19 protein-coding genes are annotated in these 25,568 nt (G+C 72.8%); 14 read left to right on the forward strand and 5 right to left on the reverse strand.

Features of this window, described 5'->3' with window-relative positions; genetic code table 11:
- Window positions 1-252: 252 nt before the first annotated feature.
- The gene (locus FB465_RS31275; protein ID WP_145795971.1) at window positions 253-1,227 is read right to left on the reverse strand and encodes a pectate lyase family protein; all 975 of its coding nucleotides are present in this window, start codon (window positions 1,225-1,227) and stop codon (window positions 253-255) included.
- Window positions 1,228-1,306: 79 nt separating this feature from the next.
- Entirely contained in the window at window positions 1,307-2,653 is a 1,347-nt protein-coding gene (locus FB465_RS31280) for a pectate lyase family protein (protein WP_145795972.1), read from the reverse strand.
- Window positions 2,654-2,883: 230 nt separating this feature from the next.
- On the opposite strand from FB465_RS31280, the gene FB465_RS31285 reads away from it, so the two are divergent.
- Together FB465_RS31285 and FB465_RS31290 are read left to right on the forward strand one after the other, a co-directional pair.
- The gene (locus tag FB465_RS31285) at window positions 2,884-4,047 is read left to right on the forward strand and encodes a metallophosphoesterase (protein ID WP_145795974.1); all 1,164 of its coding nucleotides are present in this window, start codon (window positions 2,884-2,886) and stop codon (window positions 4,045-4,047) included.
- A 64-nt stretch (window positions 4,048-4,111) separates the two neighbouring features.
- On the forward strand, window positions 4,112-5,308 hold the full coding sequence (locus tag FB465_RS31290; protein WP_145795976.1) for an MFS transporter: 1,197 nt from the start codon (window positions 4,112-4,114) through the stop codon (window positions 5,306-5,308).
- A 167-nt stretch (window positions 5,309-5,475) separates the two neighbouring features.
- On the opposite strand, the gene FB465_RS31295 is transcribed toward FB465_RS31290, so the two are convergent.
- Window positions 5,476-5,904, reverse strand: a complete 429-nt coding sequence (locus tag FB465_RS31295; RefSeq protein WP_145795978.1) for an Lrp/AsnC family transcriptional regulator — start codon at window positions 5,902-5,904, stop codon at window positions 5,476-5,478.
- 69 nt (window positions 5,905-5,973) lie between these two features.
- Between FB465_RS31295 and FB465_RS31300 the strand changes: the two genes are divergently transcribed.
- The 6 genes from FB465_RS31300 to FB465_RS31325 all read left to right on the forward strand — a co-directional run bounded on the left by FB465_RS31300 (window position 5,974) and on the right by FB465_RS31325 (window position 13,965).
- On the forward strand, window positions 5,974-6,588 hold the full coding sequence (locus FB465_RS31300; protein WP_246192963.1) for a LysE family transporter: 615 nt from the start codon (window positions 5,974-5,976) through the stop codon (window positions 6,586-6,588).
- A 110-nt stretch (window positions 6,589-6,698) separates the two neighbouring features.
- Window positions 6,699-7,553, forward strand: a complete 855-nt coding sequence (locus FB465_RS31305) for an SAM-dependent methyltransferase (RefSeq protein ID WP_246192965.1) — start codon at window positions 6,699-6,701, stop codon at window positions 7,551-7,553.
- 189 nt (window positions 7,554-7,742) lie between these two features.
- Window positions 7,743-8,489: a Mut7-C RNAse domain-containing protein gene (locus FB465_RS31310; RefSeq protein WP_145795980.1), complete on the forward strand. Its 747-nt coding sequence runs from the start codon at window positions 7,743-7,745 to the stop codon at window positions 8,487-8,489.
- 35 nt (window positions 8,490-8,524) lie between these two features.
- Window positions 8,525-9,736 (forward strand): saccharopine dehydrogenase family protein, encoded by a 1,212-nt coding sequence (locus tag FB465_RS31315; protein WP_145795982.1) that lies wholly within the window; start codon window positions 8,525-8,527, stop codon window positions 9,734-9,736.
- Window positions 9,737-9,797: 61 nt separating this feature from the next.
- Window positions 9,798-12,563 (forward strand): SpoIIE family protein phosphatase, encoded by a 2,766-nt coding sequence (locus FB465_RS31320; RefSeq protein ID WP_425461225.1) that lies wholly within the window; start codon window positions 9,798-9,800, stop codon window positions 12,561-12,563.
- Window positions 12,564-12,663: 100 nt separating this feature from the next.
- Entirely contained in the window at window positions 12,664-13,965 is a 1,302-nt protein-coding gene (locus tag FB465_RS31325) for a phosphoribosyltransferase family protein (RefSeq protein WP_145795985.1), read from the forward strand.
- Here FB465_RS31325 and FB465_RS31330 read toward each other — a convergent pair.
- The gene (locus FB465_RS31330; RefSeq protein WP_145795987.1) at window positions 13,949-17,578 is read right to left on the reverse strand and encodes a hydantoinase B/oxoprolinase family protein; all 3,630 of its coding nucleotides are present in this window, start codon (window positions 17,576-17,578) and stop codon (window positions 13,949-13,951) included. The two genes, FB465_RS31325 and FB465_RS31330, sit on opposite strands and share 17 nt — an antisense overlap.
- A 29-nt stretch (window positions 17,579-17,607) precedes the next feature.
- Window positions 17,608-18,249 carry a PhoU domain-containing protein gene (locus FB465_RS31335; protein ID WP_145795988.1) on the reverse strand — a complete coding sequence of 214 codons (642 nt, stop codon included), beginning with the start codon at window positions 18,247-18,249 and terminating at the stop codon, window positions 17,608-17,610.
- A 215-nt stretch (window positions 18,250-18,464) separates the two neighbouring features.
- Between FB465_RS31335 and FB465_RS31340 the strand changes: the two genes are divergently transcribed.
- The 6 genes from FB465_RS31340 (at window position 18,465) to FB465_RS31365 (ending at window position 25,556) form a co-directional block, all read left to right on the forward strand.
- On the forward strand, window positions 18,465-19,079 hold the full coding sequence (locus FB465_RS31340) for a hypothetical protein (protein ID WP_145795990.1): 615 nt from the start codon (window positions 18,465-18,467) through the stop codon (window positions 19,077-19,079).
- 328 nt (window positions 19,080-19,407) lie between these two features.
- Window positions 19,408-20,343: a pseudouridine-5'-phosphate glycosidase gene (locus tag FB465_RS31345; RefSeq protein ID WP_145795992.1), complete on the forward strand. Its 936-nt coding sequence runs from the start codon at window positions 19,408-19,410 to the stop codon at window positions 20,341-20,343.
- Window positions 20,340-21,245, forward strand: a complete 906-nt coding sequence (locus FB465_RS31350; RefSeq protein WP_145795994.1) for a carbohydrate kinase family protein — start codon at window positions 20,340-20,342, stop codon at window positions 21,243-21,245. The genes FB465_RS31345 and FB465_RS31350 overlap by 4 nt, the downstream gene beginning before the upstream one ends.
- 96 nt (window positions 21,246-21,341) lie before the next feature.
- Window positions 21,342-22,130 carry an AfsR/SARP family transcriptional regulator gene (locus FB465_RS31355; protein ID WP_145795995.1) on the forward strand — a complete coding sequence of 263 codons (789 nt, stop codon included), beginning with the start codon at window positions 21,342-21,344 and terminating at the stop codon, window positions 22,128-22,130.
- Between the two features lie 76 nt (window positions 22,131-22,206).
- Window positions 22,207-23,811 carry an eCIS core domain-containing protein gene (locus FB465_RS31360; protein ID WP_211785894.1) on the forward strand — a complete coding sequence of 535 codons (1,605 nt, stop codon included), beginning with the start codon at window positions 22,207-22,209 and terminating at the stop codon, window positions 23,809-23,811.
- A 107-nt stretch (window positions 23,812-23,918) separates the two neighbouring features.
- Entirely contained in the window at window positions 23,919-25,556 is a 1,638-nt protein-coding gene (locus FB465_RS31365) for a phage tail sheath family protein (RefSeq protein ID WP_145795997.1), read from the forward strand.
- The last annotated feature ends 12 nt before the right edge of the window (window positions 25,557-25,568 follow it).

A 25,568-nucleotide genomic window follows, 5' to 3' on the forward strand; every position in this document is an offset into this window, starting at 1 on the left:
CCCTCTTCCCGCCCGTCCGAGTGGTGCGGCGGCCTCCTCGCCGAGGAGGCGTCGGCTTACCCGGTCCTTACCGACTATCGAGGGCAGTAGTAGGCGGAAGGGGTGTGGGCGGCCTCACAGGAGCCATGGGGACACTTCACTCCTGGGTGACCGGCCGGTTACCAGGATCACCCCTTTCCTTGCGTGCGAGCGCGGAGCGCGTGCCCCGGTGGTCCGGTGGGCAGCCGTCGGCGGCCGCCCACCGGAGCCCGCTCAGATCCGCCCGGTGCCCGCGCCGGCGGTCACGACGGAGGCGACGTCGCCCGCGCCGGTCGGGTCGTAGGTGTAGGGGGCGGTGGTGAACGTGCCGGTGCGGGTGACGTCGGTGGTGGTGCCGCCGAGGTCGTTGCGGTACAGGTTGGCGTAGCCGTCGGTCGGGCTGTCGCCGGTGGTGGTGACGGACTCGAAGGAGCCGGCGAAGGCGTTCCGCTCGACCAGCACCTGGGCACCCATCCGCGAGTGGACGGCGCTGTCGGAGACGTTCTGGTAGTAGTTGCTGTACACGTGGGCGGTGCCGAAGCGCACGCTGGGGAGCCGCGAGTTGACGTTGTTGAAGCGGTTGTGGCCGTAGGTGACGTGCAGCTTGCCGGTGTCCTCGGCCGCGTTCTTGTCGGAGTGGCCGACCAGGCTGACCTTGTAGTGGTCGTGGAAGTAGTTCCACGAGGCCGTGACGTAGTCCGAGCCGTGGGTGATGTCCAGCAGCCCGTCGTAGTAGTCCTTGCCGTGGCTGCGGTCGGAGGACAGGTCGTTGTGGTCGATCCAGACCTTGGTGGAGGCCTGGACGGTGATGGCGTCGGTGCCGACGGCCTTGCTGATGTTGAGGTTGCGGATGATGACGTTGGTGGACGCCTTGACCCGCAGGCCCCCGCCGGTGAGCCCGGAGCCTGCGCCGACGCCGATCACGCTGGTGTTGGAGCCGACGTCGATCTGGCCGCTCAGCGAGATGACGCCGGAGATGTACACGGTCTTGGCGCCGGTGCCCTTGACCGCGGTGGTGAGACCGGCGGCGGTGTTGACGGTGGTCGTGGTGCCACCGCTGCCGCCGGTGGTGCCGGCGGCGTAGCCGAACGGGGAGGCCTCGTACGTGGCCGCCTGGGCGGGGCTGCCGAGGGTGGCCGGCAGGCCTGCGAGCAGTGCGGTGCCGATCGCCCCGGCCAGCAGCCGGCGCCTCCTGAGTGTCGCGATCATGACAATCCCTTCGTCGAGGGGGTGGGTGGGGTGGCCGATGGCCCGGCTGGTCACCGCCGGGCCACCGGGGAACGGGGGGTCAGATCCGGCCGGCACCCGCGTGGTGGCCGACCAGGTGCGGCAGCGCGGTCACGGGGGAGACCTCCGCGCGCAGGACGGGCGTCCAGCCGGCCGAAGTGCCCAGCGGTGCCGCCGGGTTGGCCGCGTTGAACGCGCCGATCAGGTCGGTCTCGGTGCCGTTGACCAGGTTGCCGTCCGCGGTCAGCGCGGTGCCGCCCCAGTTGTAGAGCAGCTTGGCGGCCGGGATCTCGGCGGGAAGCTTGAAGTAGTTGTCCTGCACCACGAGTTGGGAGGACTTGCCGACGCCGATGCTGTACTCGAATTCGGCGGCGCCCGGGGTGTAGAGGTTGTTGTAGACGTCCACCTGGCCGAAGCGCACGCGCGGTGCGCGCTGCACCGTGTTCTGCCACAGGTTGTGGTGGAAGGTCACCCGCAGGTGTCCGGGGTCGACCTTGGAACTGTTGCTGCTGCCGACCAGGTTGGTCTTGTCGTGGTCCCGGAAGACGTTCCAGGAGGCGGTCACGTAGTCCGAGCCGTTGGTGATGTCCAGCTGGCCGTCGTGCACCTGGTACGGGCGGTCGTAGTACAGCGGCTGCTCGGCGTCCCGGTTCCCGCCGTCGGTGAAGGTGTTGTGGTCGATCCAGACGTGCGTCGCGTTGTAGAGCGTGACGCTGTCGTACATCGAGTTCCAGGTGCCCGTGGAGCCGTCGGTCGGGTCCCACTGCGGGAAGCAGTCGGCCGCGTCCTGGAAGGTGAGGTTGCGGATGGCGACGTTGTCGACGTTCTTGAGCAGGAATCCACCCCCGAGCAGCTTCGCCTTGTGGCCGATGCCCACCAGGGTGGTGTTGGGGCCCACGCTGATCTGGACCTGCCTGGCCTGGGTCTTCTGCGCGGCGAGCCGGGCGTCCTCCTGCGGCCCGCTGGGCTCGGCGCTCCGGCCCCAGACCGCCGGGTCGTACGCGGCGAGGTAGGCGTCCCGGGTGTAGCCGGTGCCGGCGGCGTAGTCGTCGCAGCCGAGGTGCCTGCCGGTGTCATCGGTGTTGAGGTCGATGGTGCCCTCGATGTAGACGATCTTCGGTGTCGCGTCGGAGCCGTTCCCGGCGTTGTCGCCGCCCAGCGCGGCCACCAACTCCGCCCGGGTGCGGACGAGTCGGGTGTAGCCGGTGCCGGCAGCCGAGCCTCCCGTGGTGCCGGTGGTCGCCGAGCCCCAGCCGTCCCCGGCGCCGAGGACGGCGTGTCCGACGGCGTCTCGGTGCCGGTCGGCCTGTGTCCCGTCCGTGGCGAGGGCCGGTGCGGCCGCCAGGGCGACGGTGAGCATGGCCGACCCCAGGGGGGCGGCGAGCCGGAACGTACGGGGAATGGGCATGGGGCGGTCCTCTGGCGTGGTGGGTGGCGGGAGAGCGAGTTCAAATATGTGAACATCAATCGCATCTGTAGCCAGACAGTAAGGAGGGCCGGACGCTTCGTCAATGCATCGGTCGGGAATTGGCGCTGATCTCCTGTCAGGTTCCGGTTCAGCTGGGAGTTCCTCGTTCAGCCCGCGGAACGACCAGGCCTGCTGTCGGGCCGCCCGGAGCGACCTCCGATACTGGGCCGGTGACATTCCTGTTCATCGCCCTGGTGGGGCTCGCCGGTATCGGCCTGACGCAGTGGTACCTCTGGCGACGGCTGGTACGGGACGTCTCCGCGCCCGGCGGGCCGTACCGGCGGGTGGGGACGGTGCTGGCCGTCGTGCTGCCCCTGCTCAGCCTCGGTGCGCTGGTCGGCGGGCGGGCCCTGCCGCTGGCCGCGGAGCGGTGGCTGGCCTGGCCCGGGTACCTCTGGCTCGCCGTGATGCTCTACCTGACGCTCGCCGTCCTGGTGGGGGAGGCCGTCCGGCCGGTGCTCATGCGTGTCCGCCGGCCCGCCACCACCGAGATCCCTGCTCCTCCGGACGCGTCGCGCCGACTGTTCGTCGCCCGGACGGTGGCCATCGGCGCGGGCGGCGCGGCCGCCGCCGTCGTGGGCAACGGGATGTACGGGGTGCTGCGCGGGCCGCGCCTCAAGCACCTCACCGTGCCGCTGGCGAAGCTGCCCCGGCGTGCGCACGGCTACCGGATCACGGTGGTCAGCGACATCCACCTCGGCCCGATCCTGGGCCGCTCGCACACCCAGCGCATCGTCGACACCATCAACAGCACGCAGCCCGACCTGATTGCCATCGTCGGTGACCTGGTCGACGGAACCGTGGCCGACCTCGGGCCCGCCGCCGAGCCGCTCGCCCGGCTGCGGGCGCGCGACGGCTCGTACTTCGTCACCGGCAACCACGAGTACTTCTCCGGCGCCGCGCCCTGGGTCGACTTCGTCCGCTCGCTGGGCGTCCGCCCGCTGGAGAACGCCCGGGTCGAGCTGCCCTGGTTCGACCTCGCCGGGGTCAACGACATCGCCGGGACCGCCGAGGGCCAGGGGCCCGACTACCGCAAGGCCCTCGGCGACCGGGACCGCAGCCGGACGGCCGTCCTGCTCTCCCATCAGCCGGTGACCATCCACGACGCCGTCCGGAACGGTGTCGACCTCCAGCTCTCCGGCCACACCCACGGCGGCCAGCTCTGGCCGGGCAACTACCTCGCCGCCCTGGCCAACCCGACCGTCGCCGGGCTGGAGCGCTACGGCGACACCCAGCTGTACGTCACCCGGGGCGCGGGCGCCTGGGGCCCGCCCGTCCGGGTCGGTGCGCCCTCGGACATCACCGTCCTGACCCTGGCCTCGCTCCAGGTCTGATCCTCATGATCTTGACATGCGAGACCACCTGTCTCGCATGCTGATCCACTGTTAGGGTCCGGCCATGAGCGAAGCGGCCCTGCCTGCGCATTCCGAGCGGCTCCGCAGCTGGTCCATGCTCGCGCTCGGTACGGGCGGGCAGACGGCCAGCTGCGCGGTGCTGTACGGGCTGGCGTACCTGATCCCCGCCCTGCAGCGGCAGTACGGGCTCTCCCTGGCGAGCGCCGGGCTCCTGGTCTCCTGCCCGGTCTTCGGGGCGCTGGTCACCCTCGCCGGCTGGGGCGTGGTCGCGGACCGCTACGGGGAGCGCGCGGCACTGACCGCCGGGCTGCTCCCGGCCGCCGCGCTGCTGGGCCTCGCCGCGACCGCGCAGCACGTCCGGACACTCGGTGTCCTGCTGGTGCTCACCGGGGCCGCCGCGGCCGCGACCATCTCGGCATCCGGGCGGCTGGTCATCGGCTGGTTCCCGCCCGACCGCCGCGGGGTCGCGATGGGCGTACGGCAGGCCGCGCAGCCGCTCGGGGTGGGCCTGGCCGCCGCCGTGCTCCCGCCCGTCGCGCGGTCGGCGGGGGCCGCCACCGGCTTCCTCTGCTGTGCGCTGCTGTGCGGCGCGGCCGGCCTGGCCGTCGCCGCCCTGGCGGTCGACCCGCCGCGCCCGCGCCGGGAGCCCGGCGAGCTGACCCGCAGCCCCTACGGCGCCGCACACCTGTGGCGGCTGCACGGAGCCGCCGCGCTGCTGTGCGTGCCGCAGTTCGTGGTGACCGGCTTCGCGCTGGTCTTCCTGATCGAGGCGCGCGGCTGGCCCGCCGCGGTGGCGGGAGCCGTGCTGGCCGTCGGCAACCTGGTCGGCGCGGGCGTGCGCCTGCTCGCCGGGTGGTGGTCCGACCGGATCGGCAGCCGGGTACGCCCGATGCGGGTGCTCGCGCTCGCCACCGTCGCGGACCTGATGCTGCTGACCGTCGGCGCGGCCTGGCACTCCGCCGTCGGAACGGCGGCGCTGCTGGCCGCCGCCGCGCTCACCGTCAGCACCAACGGCCTGCACAACACCGCGGTCGCCGAGTACGCCGGTCCGTTCTGGGCAGGCCGGGCCCTGGGCATCCACGGTGTGGCCCAGCACGCCGCGATCGTGCTGGTCCCCTCGCTCACGGGCGCGCTGATCGGCGCCTTCGGCTACACCCCGGCCTTCGCGGCGGCCGCCGCCTTCCCGCTGGTGGCGGCCGTGCTGATCCCGCGCCACTCGCTTGAAAGCGGCCGCCATTAGGTGAGGCAGCAGACCAACCAGAGGGGCGCGGGGAACCGCGCGAAGCGGTAGGGCACAGGTCGTCGCCTTCCGATCTCGCGCAGTTCTCCCCCAGCCTTCGGCCGGGAGGTGCCCCCACGCGCCCCTGGGATACCCGATCCTGATCGGTCCACCTACTGGCGGCGCCCCTACGTGGTGGCCGAGCGCAGCGCCAGCCGGGTGTTGGACTGGGCCACCCCCGCCTCGCGCTTGAGTGTGCGCAGCAGCGCGTCCAACGCGGCGGCGTCGGCGGCCCGGGCGCGCAGCAGGTAGTCGTACTCGCCCGTGATGTGCACGACCTCGGTGATTCCGGGCAGCGTCAGCGCCGTCCGCTCGAAGTCCTCGCTGATGCTCCCTGGCCTGAGCCGGACGTCGATGAAGGCCACCAGGCCGGGCCCGCCGGCGGCGGTCGGGTCGACCAGCGTGGTGAAGCCCCGGATCACGCCCTCCGCGCGCAGGCGGCGGACCCGGTCCGCGGTGGCGTTCGCGCTCAGGCCGATCCGGCGGCCGAGGTCGCGGTAGGAGATCCGCGCATCCTCCTGCAGTGCACCGAGAATCTCGCGGTCCAAGGCATCCATGCCGCGATTGTCGCAGCCCGGGCCGATAATCCGCCGCGTGTTCCGGCCGAGGCGTCCCACACTGCACCGGTGACGGATTCACTGACGACGGCCGCCCTCGCGGGAGCGGCGGCGGGGCTGGGTGTGGCGGTGCCGGTGGGCGCGGTCGGCGTCCTGCTGCTGCAGGAGAGCCTGCGCGGCCGGCGCGCCGCGGCGGCCGGTGCCTGCGCCGTGGCGGGCGTCGACCTGCTGTACGCCTGCGCCGCCGTGCTGCTGGGGCCACACCTGAGCGGAGCTCTGGCCGACGGGGAGGCGTGGGTGCGGCTGGGGGCTGCGCTGGTGCTGGCCGTGATCGCCGTACGGGGAGTGCTGGCCGGCGTCCGCCCGCCGGCGTCCGAGGGATCGCCGGCGGCGGGTGCCCGGCGGACCTTCGTACGCTTCGCCGGCCTCACCCTGGTCAACCCGACCACGGCGCTCTACTTCACCGCCCTCACCACCGGCCAGGGCCGAGCGCTGGAGCAGACCGGCGGCCTGGTCTTCGTCCTCGCCGTCTTCGCCGCCTCGCTGGTCTGGCAGCAACTGCTCGTCGCGGCAGGCAGCCTGGCCGGCGCCCGGATCGGCGATCGCGCGCGGTCCTGGACCTTCCGGGTCGGCTACGGCATCGTCGCCGCCTACGCCGTACGCCTCGCCCTCCCGCTGCCCTGACGTACGGACGGGAATTGTGCGGTTCGGGTGAGAACCCCCTCCGCGTTGGTGTTCGGGCGGTTAGGCTTCCTGGCGTTTCGAAGAGCGAAGTCCAACGGGGGTGCGTGGAGTTGTCGGAGAGTCAGGGCGAGCTGCTGGGCATGGCGGGGATCGGCGAGGGCTTCGAGGGCTGGGAGCCTCCGGAGATCGACACCACGGTGGCCCACTCTGCCCGGATGTACGACTACTGGCTGGGCGGCAAGACCCACTTCCCGCCCGACCGGGCGCTGGGGGAGGCGTTCGAGCGCGCGATCCCCAGCATCCGCACCATGGCGCAGGAGAACCGCCGCTTCCTGGGCCGCGCCGTGCGCCACCTCGTCCGGGAGGCCGGCATCCGGCAGTTCCTCGACATCGGCACCGGCATCCCCACCGGGGGGAACACCCACGAGATCGCCCAGGCCGAGGCCCCGGGCAGCCGGGTCGTGTACGTCGACAACGACCCGATCGTGCTCGCGCACGCCCGGGCCCTGATGGTCAGCGGCGACCAGGGGAAGACCTCCTACATCCACGCGGACCTGCGCGAGCCGGAGAAGATCCTCGACCACCCCTCCCTGGTCGGCACCCTGGACCTCACCCAGCCGGTGGGCCTGATGCTGGTGGCGATCCTGATGCTGCTCGGCGACGAGGACGACCCGAAGAGCAAGGTCGCCACCCTGCTCGACGCGCTCCCGTCCGGCAGCCACGTCGTCGTCACCCACCCGAGCGCCGACTTCAACCCCGAGGCCATGGGCGCGGTCGTCACGGCGGCGAAGCAGGGCCACATGACGCTGGTCCCGCGCAGCCGGGACGAGGTCGCCGCGTTCTTCGGCGACTGGGAGCTGATCGAACCGGGAGTGGCGCCGGTGATGGCCTGGCACCCCGAGGGCGCGCCGCCGGCCGACCCGGAGGCGGCGTACTACTGGGCCGGGATCGCCCGCAAGCCGTAGCGAGCCTCGATCAGGATTGGGCATCCCAGGGGCGCGTGGGGGCACCTCCCGGCCGAAGGCTGGGGGAGAACTGCGCGAGACGGGAGGGTACAGGCCGTTGCCTTCCGACTTCGCGCAGTTCCCCGCGCCCCTGGAGAGTGCAACTGGCTCGGTTGCCTCGCAGCGGGCGCGAGGTGTGATGCTGGGCGGGTGACCGACTCGCAGGTGTCCGTGCGGTTCGCCCCCGAGCTGTGGCTGTTCCTCAAGGCCCGCCACCGCCGGGACGAGGTGGCGGTTGCCCATGACGGCACGTCCTCCCTGGGCCACCTGGTCGAGTCGCTCGGCGTGCCGCTCACCGAGGTCGGTGAGCTGGCCGTCGGAGACCGGCCGGTCGACCCCTCGTACCGGCCCACCACCGGCGCGCTCGTCCGGGTGTCGGCCGTACGGCGTCCGCAGGAGATCCCCGTGGTGCCGCTGCGCCTCCTCCTGGACGTCCATCTCGGCGCGCTGGCCCGTCGCCTGCGGCTGGTCGGCGTGGACACCGCGTACCGCAACGACCTGGACGACGACGAGCTGATCGAGCGGGCGAACGCGGACCGCCGGGTCCTGCTCACCCAGGACCGCGCGCTGCTGTGCCGCCGCGCCCTGTGGCTGGGCGCCTACGTCCGGGGAGCGCACCCGGACGACCAGCTCGCCGACGTGCTGGGCCGCTTCGCTCCGCGGCCGGCGCCCTGGACCCGGTGCACGGCGTGCAACGGACTGCTGGCCGCCGTCGCCAAGACCGAGGTCGAGGAGCTGTTGCAGCCGGGCACCAGACGGACCTACCACCGCTTCGCGCGCTGCCGGGACTGCGGACAGGTCTACTGGCACGGCGCGCACCACGCGAAGCTGGAGGCCATCGTGTCCCGTGCCACCCGGCTGCAGCCGTCGTTGACACGGCCTCCGACGGCTCTCTAGCGTAGGGCGCCCATTACCAGTCAGTAGGGATCGGCATGGACGCGCAACGCCCGTACGACCTCGTCCTGTTCGGAGCCACCGGGTTCACCGGCGGCCTCACCGCCGAGTACCTCGCCCGGAGCGCCCCTGCGGACTGCCGCTGGGCGCTGGCCGGGCGCAACCGCGCCAAGCTGGAGGCGCAGCGCGAGCACCTCGCCGCCATCGCACCGCACCTCGCCGAACTCCCGCTGCTGGACGCCGACGCCGCCGACCCGGCCTCGCTGCGGGCCGTCGCCGCCTCGGCCCGCGTGGTGATCTCCACGGTCGGACCGTACATGGCCTACGGCGAGCCGCTGGTCGCCGCCTGCGCCGACGCCGGCACCGACTACGTGGACCTCACCGGCGAACCCGAGTTCGTGGACCGGATGTACCTGCTCCACCACAAGCGTGCCGTCGAGACGGGTGCCCGGCTGGTGCACGCCTGCGGATTCGACTCCGTGCCGCACGACCTCGGCGTGCTCTTCACCGTCGGCCGGCTGCCGGAGGGCGAGCCGGTCTCCGTGCAGGGATTCGTCCGTGCCGGGGGCCAGTTCTCGGGCGGCACCTTCGCCTCGGCGCTCACCGCCTTCTCCCGCCCGCTGGCCACGGCGCGCGCGGCCAGGCAGCGGCGCGAGGCCGACCCGCGCCCGCCCGGGCGTCGGATCGGCACCGCCCCGGGCCGCCCGCGGTGGTCCGCCGCCGCGCAGGCCTGGGCCTGGCCGCTGCCGACCATCGACCCGCAGGTGGTCGCGCGCTCGGCCGCCGCCCTGCCCTCCTACGGACCGTCCTTCCACTACGGCCACTACGCCGCCGTCAGGCGCCTGCCGGTCGCACTGGCGGGCACCGCCGGCCTGGCCCTGCTGGTCGCCGCGGCTCAGATCCCGCCGCTGCGCCGGGCCCTGTCCGCGCTGCGCAAGCCGGGGGCCGGGCCAAGCGCGGAGCAGCGGGCCAAGTCCTGGTTCACCGTCAGGTTCCTCGGCGAGAGCGGCGGCAAGCAGGTGATCACCGAGGTGTCCGGCGGTGATCCCGGCTATGCGGAGACGGCCAAGATGCTCGCCGAGTCCGCTCTCTGCCTGGCCTTCGACGAGCTGCCGAAGACCGTCGGCCAGGTGACCACGGCGGCGGCGATGGGCACCGCGCTGATCGACCGGCTCACCGCCGCAGGCCTGCGCTTCGCCGTCCTCGACACGCCGCCGGCCTCGGCACCGCGGCGGAATGTCGGACCGTGAGCGAAGACGGCGGTGTCACGGCTGTTGGCCTCCGGGGTGCAATCGGGGTAGACATAGGCGTATGGCCCGGTTGATGCGCCGGTCAACGGCCTCCCAGCCCGCCGGCCGACGCGGGCGGAGTCGGCACGAGCCCGCGCCTGCGGAATCCAGGCCGGACGGGGAGCACAGCGGCCGGGCGTCCTCGAAGGGCCGTTCGCGGCTGCGGCCGGGCACGCGCAGCGTGGCCGGTCAGGTGTTCGCCCTCCAGGTGGTCGTGGTGCTGCTGCTGGTGGTGGCCGCGGTGGTGGCGCTCGTCCTGCAGTCGGAGCACGACAGCAACCAGGAGGCCCGCAACCGCTCGGTCGCCGTCGCCCAGACCTTCGCCAACTCGCCCGGCATGGTGGCGGCCCTGCGCTCGCCCGACCCGACGGCGATCCTCCAGCCGAAGGCCGAGGCCGCCCGGATGGGCTCCGGGGTCGACTTCATCGTGGTCCTGAACACCGACGGCATCCGCTACACCCACCCCAAGCCGGACCGGATCGGCAAGAAGTTCGTCGGCACGATCGAGCCCGCCCTGCAGGGCCAGGTGATCACCGAGCGCATCGTCGGGACCATCGGCCCGCTGGTGCAGGCCACCGTCCCGGTCAAGGACACCGACGGCTCGGTGGTCGGGCTGGTGTCCGCCGGGATCACCATCTCCAAGGTGAGCGGGGTGGTCAACCGCCAGCTGCCGATCCTGCTCGGTGCCGCGGCGGTGGCCCTGGCCCTGGCCACCGCCGGCACTGCGCTCGCCAGCCGGCGACTGCGGCGCCAGACGCACGGCCTCGGTCCGGCCGAGATGACCCGCATGTACGAGCACCACGACGCCGTGCTGCACGCCGTACGCGAAGGCGTGGTGATCGTCGGCGGGGACGGCCGTCTGGTGCTCGCCAACGACGAGGCACGCCGCCTGCTCGACCTTCCCCGGGACGCCGAGGGACGGCCCGTCACCGACCTCGGCCTCGACCACGAGGCGGCCGGCCTGCTGGCCTCCGGGCGCTCCGTCAGTGACGAGGTGCTCCTGGCCGGTGACCGGTTGCTGGTGGTGAACACCCGGCCCACCGACCGCAACGGCGGACCTCCCGGAAGCGTCGCCACACTCCGCGACTCCACCGAGCTGCACGCGCTCTCGGACAAGGCCGAGGCGGCCCGCAGGCGCCTCAAGCTGCTCTACGACGCCAGCGTGGCCGTCGGCACCACCCTGGACGTGACGCGGACCGCGGAGGAGCTCGCGCTGGCGGCCGTGCCCAGGTTCGCCGACTTCGTCACCGTGGACCTGGTGGATGAGGTCCTGAGCGGTGAGGAACCGCCGGCGGAGCGTGGCGCCCAGATGCGCCGAGCGGCCGTCGCAGGGATCCGGGACGACCACCCGTTCTACCCGGTGGGCCGGCTGGTCACCCTGGTCCCCTCCACGCCGCGGGCCAGGAGCCTCGAGAGCGGACGGCCGGTCCTCGAGACCGATCTCCGTCCTGCCGTCGCCGCCTGGCAGGAGCAGGACGCCGAAACGGCCAACCGGGTCATCGAGCAGGGCATCCATTCGCTGATCACCGTCCCGCTCAGCGCCCGGGGCGTCCTCCTGGGGCTGGCCACGTTCTGGCGCTCGGAGAAGCCGGAGCCCTTCGAGGGGGACGACCTCTCCCTCGCCGAGGAACTGGTCGCCCGTGCCGCCCTGTGCATCGACAACGCCCGCCGCTACACCCGCGAACACGCGATGGCCGTGACGCTGCAGCACAGCCTCCTCCCGCACGGCCTGCCCGAGCAGAGCGCCCTCGACGTGGCCTACCGGTACCTGCCGGCGCAGGCGGGCGTGGGCGGGGACTGGTTCGACGTCGTCCCGCTCCCGGGCGCCCGGGTCGCCCTGGTGGTGGGCGACGTCGTCGGCCACGGTCTGCATGCCGCCGCCACCATGGGCCGGCTGCGGACCGCCGTCCACAACTTCTCCACCCTGGACCTGCCGCCGGACGAACTCCTCGGGCACCTCGACGAGCTGGTGAGCCGGATCGACCAGGACGAGACGGCGACCGGCTCCGGCGGTGCCGTCACCGGAGCCACCTGCCTGTACGCGATCTACGACCCGGTCTCCCGGGTGTGCACCATGGCCCGGGCCGGCCACCCGCCGCCCGCGCTGGTCCACCCGGACGGCACGGTCGAGTTCCCGGACCTGCCCGCGGGCCCGCCGCTCGGGCTCGGCGGCCTGCCCTTCTCCAGCGTCGAGCTGCAACTGCCCGAGGGCAGCCAGCTGGTGCTGTACACCGACGGGCTGATCGAGGACCGCGAGCGGGACATCGACGACGGACTCGAACTGCTGCGCGGCGTCCTGGCCCATCCTTCCGACCGGGCCCCGGAGGACACCTGTGAGGCGGTGCTCGACGCGCTGCTGCCCGCGGACCCGAAGGACGACATCGCGTTGCTGGTCGCCCGTACCCAGGTCCTGCCCGCCGACCGGGTGGCCGCCTGGGAGGTGCCGTCCGATCCTGCGGCGGTGGGCGAGGTGCGCGCGGCGGTGGCCCGGCAGATGGAGCAGTGGGGGCTGGACGAGGCGGCCTTCGTGACCGAGCTGATCCTCAGCGAGCTGGTCACCAACGCCATCCGCTACGCGACCGGCCCGATCCGGGTCCGCCTGATGCGCGACCGCACGCTGATCTGCGAGGTGTCGGACACCAGCAGCACCTCCCCGCACCTGCGCTACGCCGCCAACACGGACGAGGGCGGACGCGGGCTCTTCCTGGTCGCCCAGTTCGCCGAGCGCTGGGGCACCCGGTACACGGCCACCGGCAAGGTCATCTGGTCCGAGCAGCCGCTTCCGTAGCGTGAACCCCTCGCCGGGCGGCGAGGAGAAGGCGCAGGCTGGAGTCACAGATCCTTACGGATGCGGGCGTGCCCGCACCGAGCGGATCGGAGGACGGACCGTGTATTTCACCGATCGTGAGGACGCCGGACGACAGCTGGCCGCCCGGCTGGGACATCTGCGCGGCCAGGACCCGGTGGTGGTCGCGCTGCCGCGTGGCGGCGTGCCCGTGGCCGCCGAGGTCGCCGAGGCGCTGGGGGCGCCGCTGGACATCTGCGTGATCAGGAAGCTGGGGGTGCCGTCGCAGCCGGAGCTGGGCCTGGGGGCGATCGGCGAGGACGGGGTGCGGGTGCTCAACCGCCAGGTCATGCGGGTGGCCGGCGTGACCGCCGAGCAACTGGCCAAGGTGGAGACGAGCGAACGGGCCGAGCTCGAGCGCAGGGTGCTCCGCTACCGGGAGGGCCGCCCCGGCGTGGAACTCGCCGGCCGGACGGTCGTGGTGGTCGACGACGGGGTCGCCACCGGCTCGACCGCGCGGGCGGCCTGCCGGATCGTCCGCGCCCGGGACGCGGCGCGCGTGGTGCTGGCGGTACCGGTGGCGCCGGCGGACTGGACCGCCTCGATGGAGGGGGAGGCCGACGACCTGGTGGCCGTCCACACGCCCGTCGCCTTCTATGCGATCGGCCAGTTCTACCAGGACTTCACCCAGACCTCCGACGCCGAGGTGAGCGAATGCCTCGCCCGGGTCGCCGCGGCGCAGGCGTCCTCCGGGGCCCGGCCGGCGGCCACCCGGCCCGAGGACCGGGAGATCGAGCTGCGGATCGGGCCCGTCCGCCTCGCCGGGCACCTCACCGTCCCGTTGGACGCCGCGGGGGTCGTGCTGTTCGCCCACGGCAGCGGCAGCAGCCGCCACAGCCCGCGCAACCGCTTCGTCGCCGAGCGGCTGAACCGGGCCGGCCTGGGCACCCTGCTGTTCGACCTGCTCAGCGAGCGGGAGGAGGCCGACAGGTCCAACGTCTTCGACACCGAGATGCTGGCCGGCCGGCTGACCCAGGCCACCGACTGGCTGGACGACGAGCTGAAGGGCCCGGAGCTCCCGGTCGGCTACTTCGGCGCGAGCACCGGAGCCGCCGCCGCGCTGCGCGCCGCCGCCGAGCCGGGCTCGCAGGTCGCCGCCGTGGTCTCCCGGGGCGGCCGGCCCGACCTCGCGGGGGAGCGGTTGGGCTCGGTGAAGGCCCCGACCCTGCTCATCGTGGGCGGTGCGGACCACCAGGTCCTCGAACTCAACCGCCAGGCGCAGGCACGGCTGCGCTGCGAGAGCCACCTGGCCGTCGTCCCGGGCGCCACCCACCTCTTCGAGGAACCCGGCACGCTGGCCGCTGCCGCGGACCTGGCCGCCGACTGGTTCACCCGCCATCTGTGACGCGTGCGCGGGTGGCGGGTGCGCCGGTGACGGGCTCGCCGTACCCGCCGCCGCCCGGGGTCTCGACCACCAGCGCGTCGCCCGGCCCCAGCTCGGCCGAGTCGCAGCCGGCCAGCCGCAGGACGCTCCCGTCCGCGCGCTCCACCCGGTTCGCCCCGAGGGCGCCGGGCGCGCCGCCCGCGAGGCCGTACGGGGGCACCCGCCGGTGGCCGGACAGGATGCTCACCGTCATCGGCTCGCGGAACCGGATCCGCCGCACCGCCCCGTCGCCGCCGCGCCACCGCCCCGCACCGCCGCTGCCCGGCCGCACGGCGAACTCCTCCACCAGGACGGGGAGCCGCCACTCGAGCACCTCGGGGTCGGTCAGCCGCGAGTTGGTCATATGGGTCTGCACCACCGACGCGCCGGCGAAGCCCGGGCCGGCGCCCGAGCCGGAGGCCACGGTCTCGTAGTACTGGTACCGGGCGCTGCCGAAGCTGACGTTGTTCATCGTCCCCGAGCCCTCGGCCTGGACGCCGAGCGCGGCCTGGAGCGCGCCGGTGATCGCCTGCGAGGTCTCCACGTTCCCGGCGACGACCGCCGCGGGGTGGACGGGCGCGAGCATGGAGCCGGGCGGGACGACGATCCGCAGCGGTCGCAGGCAGCCGTCGTTGAGCGGGATGTCGTCCGCGACGAGCGTGCGGAAGACGTAGAGCACGGCGGCGGTGGCCACCGAGGACGGCGCGTTGAAGTTGGTGGCGAGCTGCGCCGAGGTGCCGGTGAAGTCCACGGTCGCGCAGCGCCGTTCGCGGTCCACGGAGATCCGGACCGCGATCACCGCGCCGGAGTCCGTCTCGTAGCGGTACGAGCCGTCGTCCAGCGCGTCGACGACCCGGCGCACGGCCTCCTCGGCGTTGTCCTGGACGTGCCGCATGTACGCCTGCACCACCTCCAGGCCGAAGTGCCCGATCATGCGCCGGACTTCGTCCACGCCCTTGCGGTTGGCCGCGATCTGGGCCCGCAGGTCGGCGAGGTTGGTGGCCGGGTTGCGGGACGGGTACGGCGCCTCGGTGAGCAGCCGCAGCGTCTCGGCCTCGCGGAGTCTGCCGTGCTCCACCAGCAGCCAGGTGTCGAAGAGCACGCCCTCCTCCTCGATGCTCCGGCTGGCGGCCGGCATGGAGCCGGGGGTGAGCCCGCCGATCTCCGCGTGGTGGCCCCGGGAGGCCACGAAGAACAGGATCTGCCGCTCCTCGTCGTCGAACACGGGCGTGACCACCGTGATGTCCGGCAGGTGGGTGCCGCCGTGGTACGGGTCGTTGACGGCGTACGCGTCGCCGGGCCGCAGCTCCCCACCGCGCCGCCGGATGACCTCCTTGACCGTGGTGCCCATCGAGCCGAGGTGCACCGGGATGTGCGGGGCGTTGGCGATCAGGTTGCCGTCCGGGTCGAAGAGGGCGCAGGAGAAGTCGAGCCGCTCCTTGATGTTGACGGACTGCGCGGTCGACTCCAGCCGCGCGCCCATCTGCTGGGCGATGGCCATGAAGAGGTTGTTGAAGACCTCCAGCAGCACGGGGTCGGCCCGCGTCCCGACCTCGGCACCGGCCGGAGCCGCCACCCGCTCCAGGAGCAACCGGCCGCCGGAGCCCATGGTGGCCCGCCAGCCGCCGTCCACCACCGTGGTGGCGCCCGCCTCGGCGATCACCGCCGGCCCGGCCACGCTGTCACCGGCCCGCATCCGCTCACGCCGCAGCAGGGGCGCCTGCCGCCACCCGCCGTCCGCGTACAGCCGGACGGAGCCTGCCCGGGCGTCCTGCGCGACCTCGGCGCCCAGGTGCTCCAGGTCGGGCTGCTCGGTGAGCCCGACGGCCTCGACCGACAGGGCCTCCAGAATGATCTGACGCTTCATCAGGAACGAGTAGACGGCGAGGTGTTCGGCCTCGAAGCAGGTCTTCATGGCGTCCGGCCCGTCCAGGAGGACGGTGAGGGTGGTGTCGGTCCCGTCGTAGCGCAGCTCTGCCCGGCGGGTCACCCGGATCCGCTCGGCGGGCACGCCCTCGTCGCTCAGCTCCTTTCTGGCCGCCTGCGCCAACTCGTCCGCCACCGCCAGGATGTGGTCCATCCGGGAGGGTTCGACCGGGACCTCCACCGACTGCTCGCGCATCGCCGTGGTGTCGGCCAGGCCGATGCCCAGCGCGGACAGCACCCCGGCCATCGGCGGTACCAGCACGGTGCGGACGCCCAGCGAGTCGGCGACCGCGCAGGCGTGCTGGCCCCCGGCGCCGCCGAAGGTGGTCAGCACGTACCGGGTCACGTCGTGGCCCTGCCGTACGGAGATCTGCTTGACGGCGTTGGCGATGTTCGCCACCGCGATCTGCAGGAAGCCCTCCGCCACCTGTTCGGGCGAGCGCCGGTCACCGGTCGCCTCCCGAATGCGCGCGGCCAGCTCGGTGAACCGCTTGCGGACCATCCCGGCGTCCAGGGGAAGGTCTCCCTCGGGGCCGAACACTCGTGGGAAGTGGTCGGGTTGGATCCGCCCGAGCATCACGTTGGCATCGGTCACGGTAAGTGGCCCGCCGCCCCGGTAGCAGGCCGGGCCGGGGTCGGCACCCGCCGAGTCGGGGCCGACCCGGTAGCGGCTGCCGTCGAAGTGCAGCACCGAGCCGCCGCCCGCCGCGACGGTGTGGATGTCCAGCATCGGCGACCGCAGCCGGACCCCGGCCACCTGCGTGGTGAACACCCGCTGGTACTCGCCGGCGAAGTGCGAGACATCGGTCGAGGTGCCGCCCATGTCGAAGCCGATCACCCGCCGGAAGCCCGCCAGTTGGGACATCCGGGCCATCCCGACGATCCCACCGGCCGGGCCGGACAGGATCGCGTCCTTGCCCCGGAAGTGGCCGGCCTCCGCCAGCCCGCCGTTGGACTGCATGAACATCAGCCGTACGCCCGGCAGTTGCTCCCCGACACGCTCGACGTAGCGCCGCAGGACCGGTGACAGATAGGCGTCGACCACCGCGGTGTCCCCCCGGGGCACCAGCTTCATCAACGGGCTGGCCTCACTGGAGAGCGACACCTGCGGGAAGCCGACCTGCCGGGCGAGCCGCCCGATCGCGCGTTCGTGTGCCGGGTGGAGGTAGCTGTGCAGGCAGACCACCGCGACGGCTCGGATGCCCTGCTCGTGGGCGGCCCGCAGCTCGGCTTCGAGCCGGTCGAGATCCGGGGCGCGCAGCACCGTCCCTTCGGCGGTGATCCGCTCGTCGGCCTCGATCACCCGCTCGTACAGCAGCTCGGGCAGCACGATCTCGCGGGCGAAGATCTGCGGCCGGTTCTGGTAGCCGATGCGCAGCGCGTCCCGGAATCCCCGGGTGATCACCAGCGCGGTCCGCTCGCCGGTGCGCTCCAGCAGCGCGTTGGTCGCCACCGTGGTGCCCATCCGGACCGCTTCGATCTCCGCCCCCGGGATCGGGTGGTCCTCGGCGAGGCCGAGCAGCGCGCGGATGCCGGCCACGGCCGGGTCGCGGTAGTGCGCGGGGTTGTGGGAGAGCAGCTTGTGGGTCAGCAGACGGCCGTCGGGACGCCGCGCGACCACATCGGTGAAGGTGCCGCCGCGGTCGACCCAGAACTGCCAGCCCGTCACGTCACCCTCCCGTGGAGCCTCGGCCGGCCTCAGCCCGTCGGCGCGGGCTCGGCGAACAGGGCCGCGTAGCGGGTCATCGACACGGCGTGGTCGGCGCAGCTCTCGTAGTGGCAGCTCAGCAGCGTCGCATCGACCGTGTCGGGGGCCCCGACGGGGTGCTCCGCGGACAGGAGTTCTCGGTAGAGCAGTCGCCGCCGCTGACCGATCTCGTACAGGTCCCCCTGGAGGTCGGCGGTGCCCTCCACCTCGCCGGACTCCAGCAGATCGGCGGCCTTGGCGACCATGCCGAGCGCGATGCCGCTGATCCCCCGCAGGGGCAGCCGGAGCCGGGCAGGCAGCGGTCGAGGCTGCCTGGCTCCGGCGATGTCGACGACCTGCCGGGCCAGCTCGGCCATGCGCTCCAGATCGTGCCCGGTGTGGAGGCCGACGACGATCGTGCGCGCGTCCCCGGCCGCCGAGCGATAGGGGAATACGGCTGCCGCCTCGTCCTCGATCGCCTCGCCCAGCTCGTTCAGCGCCCGCTCGGCGGCCACCAGCCGGCCGACGGCCATCGCGCGGTCCAGGGCGCTCTCGGGATCGAGCAGAGCCTCGGTGGCGCGGCTCAGGGCCGTGTGCGCCAGCCTGACCGGCCCGGCCATCCGTCCGGGCAGACGGTCCTCGGGCTTGGGCATCCGACGCACCTCCTCCGCAGGGCCCGCCGCAGGGGTCCTCACTCCCATGGAAGCACGCGGACGCCGTGGTCTCGCGGTCACCCGAACGCCCTGGCTACCTTGCCTCCCCCCGGTTCCGGCCATCGCATGGAGGCGGGAAGCGAGCCCACCGGGGGCTCGCCCGTGCCGGCGGCGCGCCGTGACAGGCGCGCCGGTGGCCGGCAGGAAGGGACGCCATGTTCGTTCGCACGATCTATGCAACGGGTGATCCGGCCGAACTCGACGGCGCGGTCGAGGGGCTCAGCACCGAGGGCCGCAAGCTGCTGTCGGAGCAGCCCGGCTTCCGTGGCTTCGGGCTGGTCGTCGACCGCGAGCTCGGCAAGCTCGCGGCGGCGTCGTGGTGGGAGACCGCCGAGGCCCGGACGGCCAGTGACGAGAAGCTCCGCGGCCGGCGCGAACAGCTGGTGACACCGTTCGCACGAACGCTGGCGACGGACAACTGGGAGGGGGTGGTCGCCCGGCCCCCGAAGGACCTCGCGGCGGGAGCGTGGTTCCGGATGATCCGGCTGGAGCTCGATCCGTCCGCCGCCGGACTGCTGGCCGAGACCTTCGAAAAGACCGCACTGCCCAAGCTCCAGGCCATGCCCGGATTCGCGGGCGGCTCGCTGCTGCTGAACGAGGCCAGGGACCGGGGAGTGGTGGGCGTGTTCTGGGCCGACCGCAACGCGCTCGCGGCATCCCGGGCCGCCGTCGCGTCGTTGCGCGGCGAGACCACGGCGAAGGCGCGGGTCGTCACCCGGAGCCTGGAGGAGTTCGAGGTGGTCTTCGCCTCCGTCCCCCAGCCCTCCTGACGGACCGGCAGAACCTCTCACGCACCGCGTGTACCCCGTCCGGCGTACGGCAACGAGCGGCGGACCCGCCGAGGTGGTCGACTGGACCTGTCTCGGCAATCCCTCCCCCCGCCGACGAAGTGCCCCGGCGGCCGGAGTTGGGGACCCGGTGACCCGAAGCTGGGCCCCAGGTCCTCGACCTGGGTCCCATGGCCTGCGGAGACACAGCGGCTTTGCCTCGGCCCCCGGCCTGACCCGGGGTGACAGGAGAGCAGCCACCGTCTCTCCGCAGGCCGTTTCTGCGTGTGCCGGAGGTTTGAAGTGGCCGGTGCCACGCCAGGATTGAGGGATGACCGAAGCTTCTCTCCCTGCGGGCCGGCTGTCCGACGAGGTGCGCGACGCGTTCGAGCGTCGGGCCCCGGTGGTCGCCCTGGAGTCGACGATCATCGCGCACGGCCTGCCCAGGCCGCGCAATCTGCAGGTGGCCGAGGAGCTGGAGGAGACCGTCCGGGCGGCCGGCGCCGTGCCGGCGACGATCGCCGTTCTGGACGGCGTGCCGCACATCGGCCTCGGCAAGGACGCGCTGGAGCGCGTGGCGAACGACACCTCCCTCCGGAAACTGGGCTTCCGTGACCTCGCACCGGCCCTGGCGACCGGCGCGAGCGGGGCGACCACGGTGTCCGGGACGGCGTTCCTGGCCGCCCGCGCCGGGATCAGGGTCTTCGCCACCGGCGGCCTCGGCGGCGTGCACCGCGACTGGACGACCACCCAGGACGAGTCCGCCGACCTCGGCCTGCTCTCCCGTACCCGGATCACGGTGGTGTGCGCGGGGGTGAAGTCCATCCTCGACGTACCGGCCACCCTGGAGCGGCTGGAGACGCTGGGGGTTGCCGTCCTCGGCTTCCGTACGGCCGAGTTCCCGGGCTTCTACCTGTCGAGTTCGGGCCGGCCGGTGGACTGGACGGTGCGGGAGGCCTCCGAGGTGGCGGCTGTGATGCGGGCCCAGGACGCCCTCGGCGGCCTGGACTCGGCGCTGGTCGTGGCCAACCCCGTACCGGAGGAGGAGCAGCTCGACCCGCGGCTGCACGACCGGGTGCTCGCCGAGGCGCTGGCCGCCGCCGAGCGGGAGGGCGTCACCGGGCAGGCCACCACCCCGTTCCTGCTCGCCTATCTCACCGAGCACACCGAGGGCGCCTCGCTGGAGGCCAACCTGGCCGCCGTGCGCGGCAATGTGCGGCTCGCCGCCGAGATCGCCACCCACTGGGCCGCGGAGCCGCGGGGGTGACGGGCGGTGGCGCTCTGCTGGTCATCGGCGACGTCGTCACCGACATCGTGGCGCTGCACGGACGGCCGCTGACGCCGCACACCGACACCGCTGCCCGGATATCCGTGCGGCCGGGCGGCTCGGCGGCCAACACGGCCTCCTGGGCGGCGCACGCGGGAGCCGAGGCGCGGCTGCTGGCCCGGGTCGGCGCCGACTCCGCCGACTGGCACCGGGCCGAGCTGCTCGCCGCCGGCGTACGGCCGCAGCTGGTGGTCGACGCGGAGCTGCGGACGGCCGTGGTCATCGCCCTGGTGGACACGGCGGCCGAGCGCACCTTCGTCACCGACGGCGGCGCGGCCGTCCGGCTCGGCCCCGAGGACTGGGCCCCGTCCCTGCTCGACGGCGTGGCGCGCGTCCACCTGTCCGGGTACCTCTTCTTCGCCGACCCCGGACGCCGACTGGCCGCCCTGGCCATTGCGGCGGCAACGGCAAGGGGTCTGCCGGTCAGCGTCGACCCCGCCTCCACCGGCTTCATCGAGCAGCTCGGCGTCACCGCCTTCCTGGACGCGATCGGCGGTACGGACCTCCTGCTGCCGAACCTCGCCGAGGCCACGCTGCTGGCCGGGACGGATCATCCGGTGGCGGCCGCCGAGCGGCTGAGCGCGGCCCACGGCGAGGCGGTGGTGAAGCTCGGCCCGCAGGGCGCACTCGCCGCCCGGCAGGGGACGGTTGTCGCGCACGTGCCGGGCATGGCCGCCTCGGCGGTCGACAGCACCGGAGCGGGCGACGCCTTCACCGGCGGGTTCCTGGCCGCACGGCTCGCGGGCGCCGGCCTTGCCGAGGCCGCTGCCGCCGGCTGCCGGACCGGCGCGACCGCCGTCGCCGAGGTGGGCGGCAGGCCGCCCCGGCGGAGGGGCCGCTGAGGAACGGGGCACTCGTACGGGTTGATTTGCCGGTCGCCAGGGTTGCCGAGGGGGGTAGCCGCGCATCAGCAGTCTGTGTGCGGATCCGGTGGAGAAATGGAGGCCTTCGTGGTGGAGTTGACGATCGCGACAGGGACGACGGCGAGTGCCGAGCACCCGCTGAAGCGGTCCGAACGCCTTCAGCTCCGCCTGTTCGACGGATTCGAACTGCGCTGCGGGCAGGAACGGCTCGCTCTTCCGTTGAACAGTCAACGCCTCATCGCTCTTCTCGGGCTGCGCAGGACGACCACCAGGGGCCAGGCAGGCGGCATCCTCTGGCCCGAGGTGTCCGACCGGCAGGCGAGCGGTCGGCTGCGCACCACCCTGTGGCGGCTCCACCGCACCGGTCGGGCGATCGTGGACTGCCGCGGCCAGCTCTCCCTCGCCGCGGGCGTCGACGTGGACGTCAGCACCTGGGTGCGCGGTGCCCGGCAGCTGCTGGACGACTCGGGCTCCGCGGACCTGCCGCGCCTGGCCGCCGTGCCGCCGGTGGGCGATCTGCTCCCCGGCTGGTACGAGGACTGGGTGCTGGTGGAGCGCGAGCGGCTGCGCCAGCTCCAGCTGCACGCCCTGGAGACGGCGTCCGGACGGCTGCTCGAGGAAGGACGTTACGCCGACGCCCTGGACACCGCCATGAGAGTTCTGCACCTGGAGTCGACCAGGGAGAGCGCACACCGGGCGGTGATCAGGGTCCACCTCGCGGAGGGGAACCTGGGCGAGGCCGTCCGGCAGTTCGAGGCCTGCCGCGCGATCCTGGAGCGAGAGCTCGGCGTCGGCCCGTCGCCGCTGCTCCAGGCCATGCTGGCGACGGCGGAGCTCCCGCTCGGGCTGGGCCGCAACGGTTAGCCCTCCGGCGGGAGCGGTATGGGAACTCCGACGGCGCTCCGGCGCGGTTCCGCACCCGAGGAAGGCGGCGATCATCATGGCGCGGACGGCACACGAGGTGATCCGCAGAGCCGGGTCGGCCCACCGCATGGAGGCGGCCGCGTCGCAGGAACGAGCGCCCGCCGCGCAGCACCGGGATGCCGTGCCGTCGACGCTGCCTCCCGGGCTGCTCGGCGCCGACTTCTCGGGCGTGCGCGTGCACACCGACCCGGCCGCGGCCCGGGCGGCCAGGTCGATCGGTGCGCTCGCGTACGCGCACGGGCGGGACATCGTGGGCGAACCGCTGCTCCTCGCCCCGACTCCCAGGGGGCGCGGCCTGCTGGCGCACGAGCTGGCTCACGTCGCCGAACAGGGACGCTCCGGCCGGGCCGTCGTCCAGCGCCGCTCGCGCGCCGCGGAGACCGGCGACCTGCTGGAGTGGTGGGACTCCGCGGCCGATGCCGCCAAGGCGCTGGGGCTGCTGGAGTCGATGACAGCGCCGGACTTCGACGACACTCTCACCGACATGCTCAGGGAGCACCAGGTCAACCGTCTGATCGCACGGGTGCCCGGGCGGGCGGAGGTCGTCCGCTTCCTGCGGCTCGTCGGAGAGCGGGCGAGCGAGGCCAACAAGCAGGCGGTGATGGCCGACTACCCGTTGGCCAACATCACCCCGGAGAGCCAGCTGATCGTCTTCGGGCAGAAGTTCGCCGCCGGCCGCGGTGCCCGCCCCGCGCCTCCGTCACCCGCCCTGCGCGGCCTGGTCTCCGGCGACCCCTCCGCGCCGTTCACCGGAAGCGGAGCCACGGGCACGCTCTCCTCGGACTCGCCCATGAGCCTGAGGGAGATGTGGAAGATGCGAGGGCAGGCCAAGGAGGCGAAGAAGACCCCGGGAGGCGTCGACGAGGCCAAGTACCAGAGAAAGCCCGGCATGGAGATGCTCTACGACTGGTCGAACCCGATCAAGGGAGATCTCACCGGCCCTGGGAGCTGGCTGAGCACCGTGTCGGCGGCGGACCGCAAGGGGCAGGCCGAGCTGCTGCTCCGCCAGGACATCGCGACCCGGGCGCGCGGCGCGTACGGGGCGACCCTGCCGACCCGGGCGGAGGTGATCCGCTCGGCTGCCAAGGCGCACCGCCTGAATCCCGAGCTGGTGGCCGCCATCATCCTGGCCGAGCAGCGTGACCAGTCGAAGAGGGAGGACGCGGCCGACTTCCAGAGCACGATGATGACCGGCCGGACGTCCTCGATCGGCCTCGGCCAGGTGGAGGTCAAGACGGCCCGGGAGAAGAACCTCTTCGCGGACCAGGTCTCCACGTCCATGCAGACCTGGCTGGCGGGCAACACCGAGACCTCGAACCAGGCGATCGCCCAGATGCTGGCCTCCGACGAGTTCAACATCTTCGCCGTGGCGCGCTACCTCCGACTGGTCGCCGACCAGGGTGCGACCAAGTCCCTGGCCGCGCTGCCCAACACGGCAGCCGCCTTTCCCGGCATCGACCTCACCCGCTACGCCGCCGACGCCTCGACATGGACCGACGACCACGTCACGCTGATCGGGTCGGAGTACACCTCCAAGCCGTGGGACGACGCCCTCTCGCTGGGCTGGGGAGACTTCGTGCTGGAGGCCTACCACGACGTCAAGGCCGCCGCAGTGTTCTGAATTCACCCGAACGGACCAGCGATCACCACTGTTGGTGACGCGTTGGTGACGCTGAGGTGACAGATCATCTGCCACTCTGACCTGACCTGCTGTCAGAGGAGGCGGTGATGGGTGCTCAGCTGAGCTATCCGGGCGTGTACGTCGAGGAGATCCCGAGCGGCGTACGCACCATCACAGGTGTGGCCACGTCGATCACCGCGTTCATCGGCCGCGCCAGGCGCGGGCCGGTGGACACCCCGACGACGGTGTTCGGCTTCGAGGAGTTCTCCCGGCGGTTCGGAGGGCTCTGGCGGGAGAGCACCCTCGGCTACGCCGTACAGGACTTCTTCGCCAACGGCGGCGGGCGCGCGGAGATCGTCCGGCTTGCCGACAGGACCACGACATCCGCCAAGTTCACGGTCGGCGGCCTGGCCCTTGTCGCGGCAGAGCCCGGCACCTGGGGCGTCGCGCTCAGGGCGGAGATCGACAAGAAGGACACCGACCAGAGTGTCGCCGACGAGCTCGGGGTCGCCAAGGACTCGCTGTTCAACCTGACGGTCCGTGATGCGTCGGCCGGCGGACGGACGGAGACCTTCCACAACCTCTCCACCGCGCAGAACGCCCGGAACGTGCAGAGCGTGCTCGCCGCCGGCTCCGCGCTGGTGAGGGTGGACGGCGATCCGACGGGGACTCCTGGCGACGGCAGGGATCCCCTGGGCGCCGCCGAGCTGACCGTCGCCGAGACGCGGGCGAAGTACCAGCGGGGCGAGGTCGCCAGGACGGCGCTCGACGACGCTGAACTCGCGCTGCGCCAGGCGGTGGACGGCGCACTCGCGGCCGTGAGCGACGGCGCCCCGCTCACCGCCGCGGACTTCCTGCCGCAAGGTGGCGAGGCGGATCACAAGGGCCTCCACGCGCTGGATCATCTCGATCTGTTCAACCTGCTCTGCATCCCCCCGCACCAGCGTGAGGGGCACGACGTGGAGCCCGGCCTGATCTCCGCCGCACTGGCCTACTGCAAGACACGCCGTGCCGTCCTGCTGGTCGACCCGCGCGACACCTGGACGGATCCGACGCAGCAGCCGGAGACCTGGCTCGATCCGATCGACGGGCCGCGCGAGAACGCCGCCGCCTACTTCCCGCGGCTTCGCCGACCCGACCCTGAGCAGGGTGGCCGGATCGCCGACTTCGCTCCTTGTGGTGTGGTGGCTGGGGTGTTGGCGCGGACGGATGCGGCGCGTGGGGTGTGGAAGGCGGGGGCGGGGTTGGAGGCGGGTTTGGTGGGGGTGCCGGATTTGTCGGTGCGTCTGTCTGATGGTGAGAACGGGTTGTTGAATCCGTTGGGGGTGAATTGTCTGCGGTCTTTTCCGGTGGTTGGTCGGGTGGTGTGGGGGGCGCGGACGTTGGCGGGGGCGGATGTGTTGGCGTCGGAGTGGAAGTATCTGCCGGTTCGTCGGTTGGCGTTGTTCATTGAGGAGAGTCTGTTTCGGGGGACTCAGTGGGTGGTGTTCGAGCCGAATGGTGAGGCGTTGTGGGCGGAGGTGCGGTTGAACGTGGGGGCGTTCATGCAGCAGTTGTTCCGTCAGGGGGCTTTGCAGGGGCGGTCGCCGCGTGAGGCGTATTTCGTGAAGTGTGATGCGGAGACGACGACGCAGGCGGATCGGGATCTGGGTGTGGTGAATGTTCGGGTGGGTTTTGCGCCGTTGAAGCCGGCGGAGTTCGTGGTGGTGCAGGTGCAGCAGCTGTCGGAGCAACTCCCGTCCTGACCGGGCCGGGTG

The sequence above is a fragment of the Kitasatospora atroaurantiaca genome, assembly GCF_007828955.1.
In the GTDB taxonomy this organism is placed as follows: Bacteria; Actinomycetota; Actinomycetes; order Streptomycetales; family Streptomycetaceae; genus Kitasatospora; species Kitasatospora atroaurantiaca.